The organism is Caulobacter segnis (genome assembly GCF_019931575.1).
Classification (GTDB): domain Bacteria; phylum Pseudomonadota; class Alphaproteobacteria; order Caulobacterales; family Caulobacteraceae; genus Caulobacter; species Caulobacter segnis_C.
Map to the genome: position 1 here is coordinate 112,929 of NZ_CP082923.1, position 14,033 is coordinate 126,961.

Here is a 14,033-nt window from a genome sequence, read left to right on the forward strand (position 1 = left end):
GAGGCGAAGAGGGAGCGTGAGCGCATGGATCAGGGTGATCGCCGACGCGCGGCTTGGGCGCTCTACGAATGGGCGCAGCAGCCGTACTGGGCGCTGATCGCGACCTTCATCTTCACGCCCTATTTCGCCGCCGGCTTCGTCGGCGACGCGGCCCGGGGGCAGACCCTGCTGGGCTATGCCGGGGCCGTGTCCGGCCTGGCCATCGCGGTTCTATCGCCCCTGGTCGGGGCCAGCGTCGACGCGCGGCGCAATCCCCGAGCCTGGCTGGTCGGCCTGGCCTTTCCGTTCGTGATCGCCAGCGCCGCGCTCTGGCTGGCGGTTCCGGGCGAGACGGGCCGCATCCCGCTGATCCTGGGCTGCCTGGTCGTGGCTGGCGTCGTGACCGAGCTGGGGGGCACGGTGATGAACGCCCTGCTGCCGGTGGTGGCCAAGCCGGGCCAGGTGGGACGCCTGTCCGGCAGCGCTTGGGCGCTAGCGTATGTCGGCGCCCTGTTGACCCTGTTCATCGTCCTCTTCTGCTTCTCGCTGCCCAAGGTCCCGATGCTGGGCCTGTCCAAGGCGCTGCACGAACCGGACCGCATCGTCGGCCCGATGGTGGCCCTATGGTTCCTGGCCTTCGCCTGGCCACTGATGCTGATCGCGCCCCGGCCGCCCGAGAGCGGCGACAAGAGGCCGCTGGCCCAGCTGTGGGAGACGATCCAAGGCCTGCCCAGCCGCCCGCACATGGCGCGCTTCCTGATCGGCCGCATGCTGCTGGGCGATGGCATCTCCAGCTTCATCGCCTTTGGCGGGGTGCTGGCGGCGGGCCTGTTCGGGTGGACGACGACGCAGCTGGGGCTGTACGCGATCCTGCTGTCGGTGGCCGCCGGGATCGGGACCTTCATCGGCGGACGGGTCGACCAGAGGATTGGCTCGAAGGCCACGGTGCTGGTCGCCACGGCCGTCATCCTGTTCGGCGCGGTCGGGGTGGGGCTGGTCGGTAGGGACACGATCTTCTTCCTGATCCCCGTCGATCCCGCCCGGCCCGGCGGGGCGCTGTTCTCGAGCACGCCCGAGCGGATGTTCCTGTTCTTCAGCCTGTTCGTCGGCCTGACCTTCGGGCCGGCCCAGTCGTCGCTGCGCGCCTGGATGGCCGAGCTGGCCCCGGCGGGCGAGACGGGGCGGTGGTTCGGGCTCTACGCCCTGTCGGGCAAGGCCACGGCCTTCATGGCCCCGCTGGTCATCGCCGTCGGCACCCGCCTGGTCGGCGACCAGCGCATCGCCGTGGTCGTCTCGGCCGCCTTCATGGCCCTGGGCGCCCTGGTCCTGACCCGGGCCCCGCGCAAGGCGCCCTAGGCGCAGGCCTTGAGGGCTCCGGCGAAATAGGTCCTGACGCTCTCGAACAGGTCGGGCCGGTAGCGGGCCCGGGGATCGTTGGCCTTGTTGTCGTCGAAGGCGTGGGTGGCGTCGGGATAGAAGACCCGGTCGACCTTCAGCCCGTCGCGGCTCAGCCGGTCCAGGGCCTTGGCCGGCAGCTTGTGGCCGACCACCTGGTCCTTGCCGCCCAGCACCGACCAGACCGGCGGCGCCCACTCTCCCCAGCCCCGGGCCGAGGTCAGGGAGGGGTAGCCGGCATAGGGGTAGACCAGCAGCGCGCCCTTGACCCGCTCGCGCAGCTTGACCGGGTCGGCGTCGGCCACGCCCGTGGCCCGCGCCGCGTTCACGCCCACCGCGTAGCCGTCCATGATCGTCCAGCCCCCGTGGCTCCAGCCGGCCAAGAAGACCTTGCCCGGGTCGGCCCAGCTCTGGCCCTCCAGCCACGCCAGCATGGCGAAGAGGTCGGCCGAGCGCTTCAGCCCGCCCAGGGCCACGCCCGTGCAGACGAACAGCTTGGCGTCCAGGGTCGACATGCCGCGGGGTTTGAGCGAGTCGACCACCACGGCCGCCCAGCCGGCCGCGACGGCCGTCCGGGCGTAGTCCTCGAGGAACGGGGTCTTGCCGCCGCAGCCGTGCAGGATCAGCGCCACCGGGAAAGGCCCCAGGCCCGCCGGCTTGAACACCCGGGAGTGTCGGGCGACCTGTTCGCCCCAGGCGGCGCTGTCCATGGATACCTCTTAAGCGCGACTAGTGCCGGAACACTCGCACGCCGGTGAAGGCCATTGTAAGGCCGAGCTTGTCGGCCGCCTCGATGACCTCCGGATCGCGCATCGAGCCGCCCGGCTGGATGATCGCCGTCGCCCCCGCCTCCGCCGCCTGGATCAGGCCGTCCGCGAACGGGAAGAAGGCTTCCGAGGCGCAGGCGCAGCCCTTGAGGTCCAGGCCGAAGTCGGCGGCGCGCAGCGCCGCGATGCGGGCCGAGTCCTTGCGGTTCATCTGGCCGGCCCCGACGCCGAGGGTCTGGCCGGCGCGGGCATAGACGATGGCGTTGGACTTGACGTGCTTGCCCACCGTGAAGGCGAACAGCATGTCGCGGACTTCCTCGTCGGTCGGCTGGCGCTTGGTGACGATCTTCAGGTCCGAGGCCTTGATACGCGCGTCATCACGGGATTGAACCAGGAAGCCGCCGGCCACGCTCTTGAAGGTGTCGCCGGTCGACAGCGGGTCGGGCAGGCCGCCCGTCACCAGCAGGCGCAGGTTCTTCTTGGCCGCGAATACGGCGACGGCGTCGTCGTCGGCCTCGGGGGCGATGACCACCTCGGTGAAGATCTCGACCATGGCTTCGGCCGCCTCGCGGGTCAGGCGCGAGTTCACCGCCACGATGCCGCCGAAGGCCGAGGTCGGGTCGCAGGCCAGGGCCCGCTCATAGGCCTCGCGCTGGCTGGCGCCGACGGCCACGCCGCACGGGTTGGCGTGCTTGATGATCGCCACGGCCGGGCCGGCCGCGGGGTCGAACTCGGCGATCAGCTCGAAGGCCGCGTCGGTGTCGTTGATGTTGTTGTAGCTGAGCTCCTTGCCCTGCAGCTGGGTGGCCGTGGCCACCCCGGTGCGCGGGTTGGGGAAGGTGTAGAAGGCCGCCTTCTGGTGCGGGTTCTCGCCGTAGCGCATGGTCTGGCGCAGCGCGCCGGCGATCGACTTGCGGGCCGGGAAGTCCTGGCCCAGGGCCTGGGCGAACCAGGCCGAGATGGCGGCGTCATAGGCCGCCGTGCGGGCATAGGCGCGGGCCGCCAGCTGCTGGCGCAAAGCGAGGGTCGTCCCGCCGGCCTTCAGGGCCTCCAGCACTTCGGCGACGTCCGACGGATCGGTGCAGACGGCGACATAGCCGTGGTTCTTGGCCGCGGAGCGGATCATGGCCGGGCCGCCGATGTCGATGTTCTCGACGCACTCGGCGTAGGACCCGCCCTTCGCGACGGTCGCCTCGAACGGATAGAGGTTCACATACAGGATATCGATGCCGCCGATGCCGTGGTCGGCCATGGCTTGCGCATGTTCGGGAGCATCCCGAACGCCGAGAAGCCCGCCGTGCACCACCGGGTGCAGGGTCTTGACCCGGCCGTCCATCATCTCGGGGAAGCCCGTCAGGTCCGAGACGTCCTTGACCGGGATGCCGGCGGCGGCGATCGCGGCCTTGGTGCCGCCGGTCGAGACCAGCTCGACGCCGGCGGCGTGCAGGACCTGGGCGGCTTCGACCAGGCCGGTCTTGTCGGAGACCGACAGCAGGGCGCGCTTGGGAGCGACGAGATCGGGGGCGGACGGATAGTCGGGGGCGGCGGGCACGGCGGACTCCAGGTTTCGTGTTCGGAAAGGAGCCCAGGCGCGCGGCTTATGCGTATCGAGCTCCCCGGTGGTTTCCCACCTTCAACGCCAGTCACTCGAACGGGCCGGAAAATACGGGGGCGAGCGGGGGAGTCAATGCGGCGCGGGCATGCCACCGCCGCTTCACGCGGAGACCGCTGAAGGGATGGAAAGGGACGCGGAGCGCCGGGTCTCGCCCGGAGGATGAGCAGTTTGATACCGTTTCGACGAAGCCAGGACGCTCCGCGTGGCGCGTTATCCGATGAGCCCACGAGGCGCGGGGTCTTAACCCGCTCTCACGAGAGGCCCCCGACGGGCGGGCCGGGGCGACGACCCCGGTCCCGGAACGCCCGGGCGATTTCAGCCCGGACCTGTCGCGCCGCCGAAATCCTCGCCGCCAGCCTTTCGTCCCGATGTTTCAGGGAGCCCGTGCTGGATCCGTCGCGAAGACGCCTTCCCGAAGAAAGACCGGCGAGCGCTACCCGCTCGACCACCCCTGACAGCCGTCTCGATCGCCGGCCGGACGTCCCTTCCGCGCCATCAGGTGCAGTTAGTATGGGGGCGGGATTCAACGCGGATCATTCAGCGGCGCCTAAAATCGACAAGCGATTGATTTTGCGGGAGTCGATCTCGCGAATTCCGAGGACAGAGCGCGCTCAATCCCCGTGAATCCCTCTCTCTTAGAGAGGGGGAGGGGCCCAAGCGAAGCTTGGGAGGGTGAGTGGTTACACCCTCAACCGGCGTGCCGGCACATCGTCCCCAACCGCGCCAAGGTCGTCCAGGGGCTTCGCCTACCCTCTCACCCTCCCACCGCTACGCGGCGGGCCCCTCCCTCTCTCCATGAGAGAGGGATTCAAAGCCCCTGCCCAATCCCCGCGCATCTCGCCGCCGCGCACGCCGCGGGCCCGCTTTTCCCTCCGCGCCGCCACCGGCCGGCTTCATAACAAAGGCCGAACACCACCACGGGGGCGGGGCATGATCGATCGGCGCGGTTTCCTGAACCTGACGGCCGGCGGGGCGGCGACCCTGGCCGCGTCCGCCGCCGGCGCCCAGCCCAAGCCCGGCGCCCCCGACGTCGCCGTGGTCGGGGCGGGGGTGTTCGGGGCGTTCACGGCCCTGTCCCTGCGCGAACGCGGCCTGTCGGTGCTGTCGCTGGACCAGTACGGCCCGGTCAGCCCGCGCGCCTCGTCCTCGGGCGAGACCCGCTCGATCCGGGCCGGCTATGGCGACCAGGGCTTCTATTCGGCGTGGGCGATGAAGGCCCTGGCGATGTGGAAGGCGCGCGAGGCCGAATATGGCCGCACCCTGCTCTATCCCAACGCCCGCATCGAGCTGGCCGACCGCTGGACGCCGGGCCTAACGGCCCAGAAGGCGATCTTCGAGGCCCTCAAGCTGCCCTACGAGGTCGCGCCCCAGGCCGAGCTCAAGCGCCGCTATCCGCAGATGGCCTTCGACGACGTCGACTTCGCCTTCGTCGAGACGACGGCCAGCGCGGCGGTGATCAAGGCGCGCGAGGCGGTGCTGGCGACCATGGAAGCCTTCGCCAAAAAGGGCGGAGCCTTCCGCTTCGCCCGCGCGGTTCCGGGCCAGGCCCAGGGACGGCGCCTGCTGTCGCTGACCCTGGACGGCGGCGAGGCCGTGGCGGCGGGCCAGTTCGTGTTCGCCTGCGGGCCGTGGGCGTCCAAGCTGTTCCCGGCCCTGGCCGCCCCGCGCGTCTCGGTCTGGCGCAGCGAGTACTTCTATTTCGGCACGCCGGCCGGCGACGACCGCTTCTCGTGGCCCAAACAGCCGGCCTGGCACGACCACATCGCCGGCGGCTACGGCTTCGGCAGCCTGGAGCGCGGCCTGAAATACTCGCCCGAGGCGGGCGGCCGCGTCACCCAGGACCCGGACACGGCCGAGCGCCTGCCGACCGACTACCTGCTGAAGAAGGGCCGCGACTACATGGGCCGCCGCTTCCCGCCGATGCGCGACGCGCCGGTGATGGAGGCGCGGGTCTGCCAGGTGGACAATACCGCAAACAGCCACTTCGTGATCGACCGTCACCCCGACTTCGACAACGTCTGGCTGGCCTTCGGCGGCGGCGGGCACGGCTTCAAGCACGGGCCGATGGTCGGCGAGTACGTGGCCGATCGCCTGCTGGGCAAGGCGGGGGACGCCGAGACGGCGCGGCTGTTCAGCCTGGCGGGGCATCCGGCGGCGTAATCCCTCTCCCAGAGGGAGAGGGTGGCCCGCGAAGCGGGTCGGGTGAGGGGTTTCACCGCCGGCCGGCGTGCCGGCACGCCGTCAAACCTCGTAACCACTCACCCTCCCACCGCTTCGCGGCGGGCCCCTCCCTCTCTCTATGAGAGAGGGGTTTGGTACGCTCAGCGCTTCATGACCTTGATGAGACTGGTCAGGGCGACGATCAGCAAAATGACGGGAACGGCGGTGATGAGGTCGGCCATGCGCAGGCCCTTCTGTAACGACCGCAAAAACGCGGCCGTCGCCTAAAAAGACCTATGGCAAGCCCCTGCCTACCATCATTTCGTTGTGTCCAGTGGAAGTCACAACATCCCTTCCGCCCCGGAAGGGAGACACCCCCTTCATCTCACGGCGAGACGATCGCTGGGCTGCCCGGGTTGCTCAAGGACCGCCCGCAGGGCGACCGCGCGGCGGCGGCGCGGAGCGCCGTCCTTGACCAACCCGGTCAGCCCAGCACGCTCCAGCCTTCGAGAGATGTAAGGACGGCTCCGCCAGGATGAGAGAGTTTAGTTTATGCAGAAATTGCTGCAATATTTAAGAATGTAGATAGGAATTTTTCTTCGAATTCTTTGGGATATATCGTTGATTTGTCAATGGTATCGCAGATCATTCTGCAAAGTTCCATTTTTTTATATGATATAGTTCCGCATCTAACATAATCTCCATCAATTGTGATACTTGATGAGTTGATGGAGGTGGTTTTAAAAACCTCTCTAATAGAGGATTCCGGATACATGTACTCTATACCATTTCCGGACCACTTTATTTTATTATTGTCGGGTAGTCCGAGGCGGTTGCAGATTCTATCTAGACCTGCTTGTTCAACTTTGTCGTATATCGCAAATGTGCGTTCCCTATACGGGCTAGTTTGAATATCCCCAATTGATTGAGCCCAGTAATTCAATCTCTGGGCGATATCTCCGCCACAGTCTTGTACTACTGCCCGTGTTTTTGGGAATAAAATTCTGATGACCTTTTCAAGGTACATTTTATCAGTTTCCCCCTCAACAAATATTACCGCGTGAGGAAGAAATAAATCTCCAAGATCATTTCCCAAAAGTCTTAATTGAATATCGTGAAGCTCTGAAAAATCTATACACCGCCGAGCTGATATATTGTTATTTTCTCTGGATACAATCCAATTATTGCTAGGATTTATCTTATCAAGAAATAGATGTGAATGTGTACTTATGATGATATTCGGATTGTGGGGGAAAAGATTTGATGAATATCTTGGTCCCATAATGACTTCAGAAAGTCTGCGCTGCAATATTGGTGATAACCCAAGTTCCGGCTCATCAATGGCGATCGTGCTAAATCTTTCATCCATTATCGCCGCGAGAATTCCTAGAAATAACCTCGTTCCGCTCGACGTTACGCTTAAGCTATCTCCATCAACTGACACGTATCTGTTTGAGAACTCATTATTTGGGTCTTCTGCTTTCACCTCTATTTCGTGACCAAACAATTCTTTGAAGGTTTTAAACAAGGCCTTTCGTCTATGATTGGTAAGTCTTGTTAACGCTGTTGCAGCATTGAAGAACGCGCCTTCGAAATTTTGAAATGGCTGCCGCTTGGTGTGAAACATACTATTGTAAAAATCATCCAATTCATTGTTGTTGCCATTGTAAAATTGAAGATGATGGAATGAGTAAAATCTATTTACACCAATATAAAGCTTATCCTTATTGTCTATAGTTTGTTTTAAGTAGGCGGACTTTCCAGAATTATTCATTCCGGTGAGTATATTTATTGATCCTGTTGTTCCGGGTGGAACAATGCCATCGATGGTTGGGTTAAATATAAGATCGGAGAAATTGGTAGCCACGGCGTATCAACCATGTTGACGGGTGAGGATTAATCGCAGCATGAAAAGGTTGAATCGTGCAAGCCGTAGCTAAGCTTTGCGCTCCAAAACGCTCACCGCTTCCCAACCCTCTCCCGCACCCCCCGAAACACCATCGCCATCTCGATATGCGTGTGCACGTACCCGCGCTCGAACAGGTAGGTCAGCATCCGGTCGTAGGCGTCGTCATAGTCCGCCATCGGCACGCTGCCCGGCTCGCGCGCCTGGCGTTCCAGCACAGCCAGCAGGTCCGGCGCGTCCGCCGTCAGGGCGGCGACGACCTCGGAGATCTCCTCGTCCGTGTACTCGGGAACGTGTCGCGCCCGGCCTGGGTCGATCGGCGGCCTGCGGGTGAAGCCCATGGCCCTACCCCTCCGCCCGCGTCAGCTTCCAGCGGATCTTCGCCCCCACCTCGGGCCGGACCTGGCTCTTGAGCACGATCTGGCCGGCCTTGCGGGCCTGGCCGTGGTCGAAGTGGGCGCTGGGGGCGATCTCGACATCGACGGCGTCGTTGCGCAGCCACCAGCCGATGGTGTTGGGGCCTCGGATCAGCACGCTCTTGCCGTCGCGGGCGATCGAGGCGCGGGCCTCGGGGTGCAGGTGGAAGCGGACGGCGAAGGGCAGGTAGCGCCGGGGACCTTCCGCCGCGCCGGGCTCGGCGGCGATCGGGGTCAGGCTGTCCTCGCCGCGCAGCTCGTCGGCGACGGCGTCCAGGAAGAGGCGGCGGGAATGGGTCAGGCCGACATGGCGCCAGCCGTCGTGGACGATGTCCAGCCAGGTGCCGCCGACGTCGTCGTGGCGCTGGGCCTCCACCTTGGTCGCGCCGTCGACCAGCCAGGGGCCCAGGGCCTTGGCGCGGAAGCCCGACAGGGGGCGGCCGGCCGAGCCGTCGCCGACCGAGACGGTCGAGGCGGCGGCGGACAGGCGGAAGGCGTGGGCGCCGGCGGCCTCGGGGCTCCAGCCGCAGCTGGTGATCAGGCGGTCCTTGGCGCAGACGATCTCGACGGCGGCCGGCTGGGCGCAGGCGTGGACGCTGAGCGGGCCCAGCGGCGGGCGGCCGCAGTCGGCGATCACCTCCAGGCTGCCGCCGGCCATCTTCTGGTAGCCGCTGTGCGGGGCGGCGCTTAAGGGGCGCGGGCCGGCGTCGTCATGGGCCAGGGCGGCGGCGACGCGCTTGGGGCCGATGGCCTCGCCGCCGTGGAAGGCCGCCAGGTGCCCGTCGTCCAGGGTGAAGAACCGCGCGGCGGTCGACAGGCGGTCGATGGCGCGCGAGAGGGCCTCGGGGCTGGGCCGGCCGCGCTGGCCCAGGGCGTCGTCCAGGGTTAAGAGGTCGAACAAGAGCTCGACCCCGGCCTCGGGCGAGCGGGTGGCGTGGCCGCCGTCGGCCAGGACCATGCGGTCGATGTGGCGGGCGACCGCCTTGAGGCCTCGGTCGATCAGCCGCTCGCCGGGCTTGCCGGCCAGGGCGCAGCCGGCGACCGTGGCGGCGGCGGCGCGCTCCAGGACGCGCTCGGGGGCGCGCTTGATCTCCAGCAGGTGGCGGGCCTGGCGGGCCAGGTCGCGGGTCAGGTCGGCGATCTCGGCGTCGCTGGCCTCGGCGGCCAGGGTCTTGGCGACGCAGGCCAGGTGGAAGACCCGGCGCTCGACGCATTCGGGGCTCCAGGAGAAGGCGTTCCACTTGCCGAACACCCGCCGCCAGTCGTCCAGCAGCCGCAGGGCCCGGCGGGCGCCCTCAGGGCCGGCGGCGACCAGGTCGGGCAGCCAGTCGAAGCGGTGCAGGCTGACGGCGAAGCGGCGCGAGGGGCTGGCCGTGTCGAACGGGTCGCCGTCGGGACCCAGCCGCAGGGACCCGCCGTCCAGGGCCAGGGCGCCGGCCAGGATCTTCTTGCCGTGGGCGGGGGCGGTGGGGCGCGGGTCGTGGGGACGGGCGGCCAGGCCCTCGGGCCGGGGCAGGGCCAGCAGCAGGCGGTGGGGGCCCGAGCCGAACCACTCGCGCTCGGCGTGGGCGGCAAGCTCTGCCTTAAGCGCTTTCCATAGGACGCCGCCGCGCGGTCGCGCGGGAAACTTGAAGCCGTTGGCGGAACGCTTGACGGCTGGGCTCAAGGATCAGCCGCCCTTCAGCGCGCGGATGTTGTCGGCATAGGCCGCGGGGCCGCCCTTGAACACCGCCGAGCCGGCCACGAGGGCGGTGGCGCCGGCGTCCACGCACTGCGGGGCGGTGACCGGGGTGACGCCGCCGTCGACCTCGATGATGACGTCGAGGCCCGCCTTGTCGACCAGCTTCCTCAGCGCCTCGACCTTGCGCAGCTGGCCGGGGATGAAGCTCTGGCCGCCGAAGCCGGGATTGACCGACATCACCAGCAGGAGGTCGACGTCCTCCAGGATCCACTCGACGTGGTCGAGGCCGGTCGAAGGGTTGAACACCACGCCGGCCTTGGCCCCCAGCTCGCGGATCCGCTTCAGCGAGCGATGCAGGTGCGGGCCAGCCTCGGGATGGATGCTGATGATGTCCGCGCCCGCGGCGCGGAAGGCTTCGAGGTAGGGGTCCGCCGGGCTGATCATCAGGTGCACGTCGAACGGGATGCTGGCGTGCGGCCGGATGGCTTTGACGATGTCGGGGCCGAGCGTGATGTTGGGAACGAAATGGCCGTCCATCACGTCGACATGCACCCAGTCGGCGCCGGCCGCCTCGATGGCGGCGACCTCCTCGCCCAGGCGGGCGAAGTCGGAGGCGAGGATGGACGGGGCGATGATCGGCGCGGTCATGGTCCTGGGATAACCGCGTCGCGCCCCGCTGTCAGCCCTTTAGCAGCCTGTCCGTTTTCGATGGAACATCGGAAGCGGATAAACAGGCTCGCCCTCTAAACCTTGCGGAATCGGGCCGCGAAGAAGCCGTCCTGGCCGCCGTCGCGGTGATGCGGCAGCAGGCGCAGGGTCCCGCGCGGGGTCAGGCTGGCCTCGGGGAACCCCGCCGACCCGCCTTCGCCGGCCGCGATCGGGTCCAGCGCCATGTCCGCGCGGCGGGCGAGGAAGGCCTCGACCTGGGCCTCGCCCTCCTCGGGCTCCAGCGAGCAGACGCAATAGACCAGCTGGCCGCCGGGCTTCAGGCGGTCGGCGGCGCTGTCGAGGATGCGGGCCTGGACGGTCGCCAGGCTGGCGACGTCGCCGGGGCGGGCGGCCCACAGCACGTCCGGATGGCGGCGGAAGGTGCCGGTGGCGCTGCACGGGGCGTCCAGCAGGATGGCGTCGAAGGTCCGGTCGTCCTCCCAGACGGCGGCGTCGGCGGCGACGATCTCGGCCTCGAGATGGGTGCGGGCCAGGTTCTCGGTCACGCGCTTGAGGCGGGCGGCCGAGCGGTCCAGGGCCACGACCTCGACGCCGGTCGCGGCCAGCTGCAGGGTCTTGCCGCCCGGCGCGGCGCACAGGTCCAGGACCTTGTCGCCGGGCTTGATGGCCAGCAGGCGGGCGGGGACGGCGGCGGCGGCGTCCTGCACCCACCAGGTCCCGTCCTCGAAGCCGGGCCAGGCGGCCACGTCGCCCTTGCGGCGCAGGCGCAAGGATCCGCCGTCCAGGGCCTCGGCCTCGAGCGCCTCGGCCAGGGCGGCGACGTCGGCGCCGGGCTTCAGCGAGAGGTCGGTGGCCGGCTCGATGGCGATCTGGCCGGCGATCTCGCGGGCCGTGGCCTCGCCGAACGCGGCCACCCAGCGGGCGTAGAGCCAGGGCGGGGCCAGCAGGGTCGGGTCGTCACTGGGCGGGCCGTCGCGCAGCAGGCCGCGCAGCACGGCGTTGACCAGGCCCTTGAACGGGCGGCTGGCCTTGTTGGCGCCGGCCAGCTCCACCGAGGTCGCCACGGCGGCGAAGGCCGGGACCTCCAGGTGGAAGGCTTGCGCGGCGCCCAGACGCAGCAGGTGCATCACCCGGTCGGGCGGGGCCTTCTGCAGCTTGGCGGCCAGGGCGCGGTCGATGGGGCCCAGGTGGCGCAGCACGGCCATGGCCAGGGCGCGGGCGAACGCGCGCTCACGCGGCTCCAGGAAGCGGAAACCGTTGGCGGAGGCGGCTTCGTCGATGCCGCCGCGACGCGACAGGGCCGCGTCGATCAGGGTCAAGGCGGCCTCCCGAGCGGGGAGGCCGTCGTTCAATTCTTGAGTCACCGCCTCGCCGTGCCCAAAGGCGACGGCGAGCGCAAGCGATTTGAACGAAATCCGGCGCCGAGATCACACGCCGAAGGTCAGATAGGGGCGACGGGGCCGCGCACGGCCGTGGTGACCGCCGTCAGGCCGAACACGAAGAAGCCAGCGATGACCGAAAGCCCGCCAACGGCCAGCAGCGGGCCGTAGACGGCGGGCGAGCCGGTCTGGCCCAGATACATGAAAAGGCCGCTGATCATGCAGACGACGCCGACGTTCGACAGCACGAAGTTGGTCAGCTTCACCCAGTTGGCGACCCGCTGGCCCAGCAGGGCGTAGAAGGTTCCCATCAGGGCCAGGCTGACCCATCCCAGTAGATTGAGATGCGCGTGCGCCGAATAGGTCTCGTGGTGCTTGCTGATGCTCATGGCCAGGCCCCAGGATACCCCGACCATGGCGTAGAAGGCGGCCATGCCGAAGAAGGCGTACGGCCAACGACTGGTGTTCATGTCTATATCTCCCCGATCGACGAACGCCGATATTCGAAGCCGGGGGTTCAACACTGACACGGTGGCGCGCGCAAGCGCGATGATGTTAAACCTTATTCATGTCGCAGGATCAGCCGTCTTCGTCGCAATCTTCGTCGCAAACCGAGGGGGACGCCTCCCTGGGCGCCCCTTTGGGCGCCGCCCCCGGCAAGGACCTGACCCCCGCCGCCCGGCGCGCGCTGGAAGAGGCCGCCGCCCGCCGCGCGGTCGAGCAGGCCGCGGCCCTGCCGCCCGAAAAGGGCGGCCGCGACGGCCCCGAGCCGACCCGCTTCGGCGACTGGGAGAAGAAGGGCGTCGCCGTCGACTTCTGACGCACGACATTGTTGCTAACTCAAAAATAACAACCCATACTTGAAGTCTCTGTTGGAGGGGGCTTCAATGAAGAGGATCGGGCTGGGGCTATTGCCGGCGGCCGTGTTGCTGGCGGGTTGCATGCACACCGTGCCGGGCTTGCCCGCGCTCGGCGCGAAGACGGGGGCGGACGACACGTCTCCGAGCGTCGACGATGTCCTGAAGCACATCTCCTGCGAGATCAGGCGCGCCTATGACGCCAACCCAGGCGCGCTGGCGAAGAGCGACTATCTGATCGGCGTTGGCGTCGTGTTCGAGATCGAGGACGCCTTCAGCCTCACGCCGTCCGTCGCCTATACCGAACCTTTGAAGCTGGCCGACACGAAGCTGGTGACGAGCTTGTCGGGCGAGATCGCTCGTCAGAGGCGGCGCAACTTCACCTCCGACTATGTCCTGAGCGCCCGGGCGCTTACCGGAACGCCGCCAGGAATTGGCGGCGAGCCGCCGACTCCTCCGGCCATCAGCAATGAGGTCTGCGCGACGGTGAACGCGAACCTGGACGGCGCGCCAAAGGAACGGCCCTATGCGCTGACCGGCAACCTCAGGATCGGAGAGATCGTGGCGAGGGGCCTCGAGGCCGGCGCTCGCGAGGCCGTGGTCAGGGACGACGAGACCCAGCCTTCCTTTGGGAGCGTCGTGGAGTTCATCGTGACCCGCGAGATCGGCGGCGGGCCGTCCTGGACGCTGAAATATTGGGCGCTGCCCTCGGGTTCGGACGGTCTGGCGAGGGTCAAGGACGTCCATACCAACACGATCACGCTCACCTTCACGCCGGCGAAGCCGGAAAAGCCGAAGGCGCCTGACAGGACGGCGAACGTCGAGGCTCAGTTGGTCTCGCTCAACGAGAAGCTCGAACGTCTGATCGGAGAGCAGCGGGCGGCGAGAGAAAAGCTGAAGAGCGGCGCGCCGAAAAGCGCCCAGGGTCTTCTGGAGTTTCAGCTGCAATCCCTCGACGTGAGCCGGGAAATCGGTGAGCTGCAGGGCGAGATCAAGGATGTCGGGCGGAAACTCGACGTCGCGCGCGCGGAAGATCGGAGCGCGGCCGCGGCGGACGCCGTATCGAACGCCGCCGCGGTGCAAAGGCTGCGGACCCTGCAGACCAACCTTCTGCTGCAGAATCTGACTCCGAAGCGCTAGCGCCTGTTCGCTGGGATCGGGCAGGGGGGGCGACTTTCGGCGCCAAACGGGCGACGCTCTTCTCAAACA

Annotated in this window: 12 protein-coding genes, 1 pseudogene and 1 riboswitch; of the genes and pseudogenes, 4 read left to right on the top strand and 9 right to left on the bottom strand. The window is 67.3% G+C overall.

Annotated features, from left to right (window positions below; all coding sequences use genetic code 11):
* The first annotated feature begins 24 nt into the window (after nt 1–24).
* Complete coding sequence (locus K8940_RS00510) at nt 25–1,335, top strand: MFS transporter (protein ID WP_223392597.1); 1,311 nt, start codon at nt 25–27, stop codon at nt 1,333–1,335.
* On the opposite strand, the gene K8940_RS00515 is transcribed toward K8940_RS00510, so the two are convergent.
* Both K8940_RS00515 and purH read right to left on the bottom strand, forming a co-directional pair.
* Nucleotides 1,332–2,084, bottom strand: a complete 753-nt coding sequence (locus K8940_RS00515; protein WP_223392598.1) for a dienelactone hydrolase family protein — start codon at nt 2,082–2,084, stop codon at nt 1,332–1,334. The genes K8940_RS00510 and K8940_RS00515 overlap by 4 nt on opposite strands.
* A gap of 19 nt (nt 2,085–2,103) precedes the next feature.
* Nucleotides 2,104–3,693: a bifunctional phosphoribosylaminoimidazolecarboxamide formyltransferase/IMP cyclohydrolase gene (gene purH / locus K8940_RS00520; RefSeq protein WP_223392599.1), complete on the bottom strand. Its 1,590-nt coding sequence runs from the start codon at nt 3,691–3,693 to the stop codon at nt 2,104–2,106.
* A 24-nt stretch (nt 3,694–3,717) separates the two neighbouring features.
* A riboswitch (ZMP/ZTP riboswitch) is annotated at nt 3,718–3,798 on the bottom strand.
* Nucleotides 3,799–4,686: 888 nt separating this feature from the next.
* Here purH and K8940_RS00525 point away from each other — a divergent pair.
* On the top strand, nt 4,687–5,916 hold the full coding sequence (locus K8940_RS00525) for an NAD(P)/FAD-dependent oxidoreductase (protein WP_223392600.1): 1,230 nt from the start codon (nt 4,687–4,689) through the stop codon (nt 5,914–5,916).
* A 420-nt stretch (nt 5,917–6,336) separates the two neighbouring features.
* Here the strand turns inward: K8940_RS00525 and K8940_RS23915 are convergent.
* The 7 genes and pseudogenes from K8940_RS23915 to K8940_RS00560 all read right to left on the bottom strand — a co-directional run bounded on the left by K8940_RS23915 (nt 6,337) and on the right by K8940_RS00560 (nt 12,437).
* Nucleotides 6,337–6,431 (bottom strand): annotated as a pseudogene (locus K8940_RS23915) (hypothetical protein).
* Between the two features lie 35 nt (nt 6,432–6,466).
* Nucleotides 6,467–7,783, bottom strand: coding sequence for an ATP-dependent nuclease (locus K8940_RS00535; RefSeq protein WP_223392601.1), 1,317 nt, complete (start codon nt 7,781–7,783; stop codon nt 6,467–6,469).
* 92 nt (nt 7,784–7,875) lie between these two features.
* Nucleotides 7,876–8,163: a hypothetical protein gene (locus K8940_RS00540; RefSeq protein ID WP_223392602.1), complete on the bottom strand. Its 288-nt coding sequence runs from the start codon at nt 8,161–8,163 to the stop codon at nt 7,876–7,878.
* Between the two features lie 4 nt (nt 8,164–8,167).
* On the bottom strand, nt 8,168–9,904 hold the full coding sequence (locus K8940_RS00545; RefSeq protein WP_223392603.1) for a heparinase II/III family protein: 1,737 nt from the start codon (nt 9,902–9,904) through the stop codon (nt 8,168–8,170).
* A 3-nt stretch (nt 9,905–9,907) separates the two neighbouring features.
* On the bottom strand, nt 9,908–10,567 hold the full coding sequence (rpe, locus tag K8940_RS00550; protein WP_223392604.1) for a ribulose-phosphate 3-epimerase: 660 nt from the start codon (nt 10,565–10,567) through the stop codon (nt 9,908–9,910).
* 95 nt (nt 10,568–10,662) lie between these two features.
* Entirely contained in the window at nt 10,663–11,952 is a 1,290-nt protein-coding gene (locus tag K8940_RS00555; protein ID WP_223392605.1) for an RsmB/NOP family class I SAM-dependent RNA methyltransferase, read from the bottom strand.
* Between the two features lie 77 nt (nt 11,953–12,029).
* Nucleotides 12,030–12,437, bottom strand: a complete 408-nt coding sequence (locus K8940_RS00560; protein WP_223392606.1) for a hypothetical protein — start codon at nt 12,435–12,437, stop codon at nt 12,030–12,032.
* 158 nt (nt 12,438–12,595) lie between these two features.
* On the opposite strand from K8940_RS00560, the gene K8940_RS00565 reads away from it, so the two are divergent.
* Both K8940_RS00565 and K8940_RS00570 read left to right on the top strand, forming a co-directional pair.
* Entirely contained in the window at nt 12,596–12,787 is a 192-nt protein-coding gene (locus tag K8940_RS00565; RefSeq protein ID WP_223395982.1) for a DUF1674 domain-containing protein, read from the top strand.
* Between the two features lie 67 nt (nt 12,788–12,854).
* Nucleotides 12,855–13,964: a hypothetical protein gene (locus K8940_RS00570; RefSeq protein ID WP_223392607.1), complete on the top strand. Its 1,110-nt coding sequence runs from the start codon at nt 12,855–12,857 to the stop codon at nt 13,962–13,964.
* Nucleotides 13,965–14,033 lie beyond the last annotated feature (69 nt).

Excerpts from the sequence above, each read along its gene's own strand:
- K8940_RS00510 (WP_223392597.1), top strand. The coding sequence starts at position 25 with ATGGATCAGGGTGATCGCCGACGCGCGGCTTGGGCGCTCTACGAATGG.
- K8940_RS00515 (WP_223392598.1), bottom strand. The coding sequence starts at position 2,084 with ATGGACAGCGCCGCCTGGGGCGAACAGGTCGCCCGACACTCCCGGGTG.
- K8940_RS00525 (WP_223392600.1), top strand. The coding sequence starts at position 4,687 with ATGATCGATCGGCGCGGTTTCCTGAACCTGACGGCCGGCGGGGCGGCG.
- K8940_RS00540 (WP_223392602.1), bottom strand. The coding sequence starts at position 8,163 with ATGGGCTTCACCCGCAGGCCGCCGATCGACCCAGGCCGGGCGCGACAC.
- rpe (WP_223392604.1), bottom strand. The coding sequence starts at position 10,567 with ATGACCGCGCCGATCATCGCCCCGTCCATCCTCGCCTCCGACTTCGCC.
- K8940_RS00560 (WP_223392606.1), bottom strand. The coding sequence starts at position 12,437 with ATGAACACCAGTCGTTGGCCGTACGCCTTCTTCGGCATGGCCGCCTTC.
- K8940_RS00570 (WP_223392607.1), top strand. The coding sequence starts at position 12,855 with ATGAAGAGGATCGGGCTGGGGCTATTGCCGGCGGCCGTGTTGCTGGCG.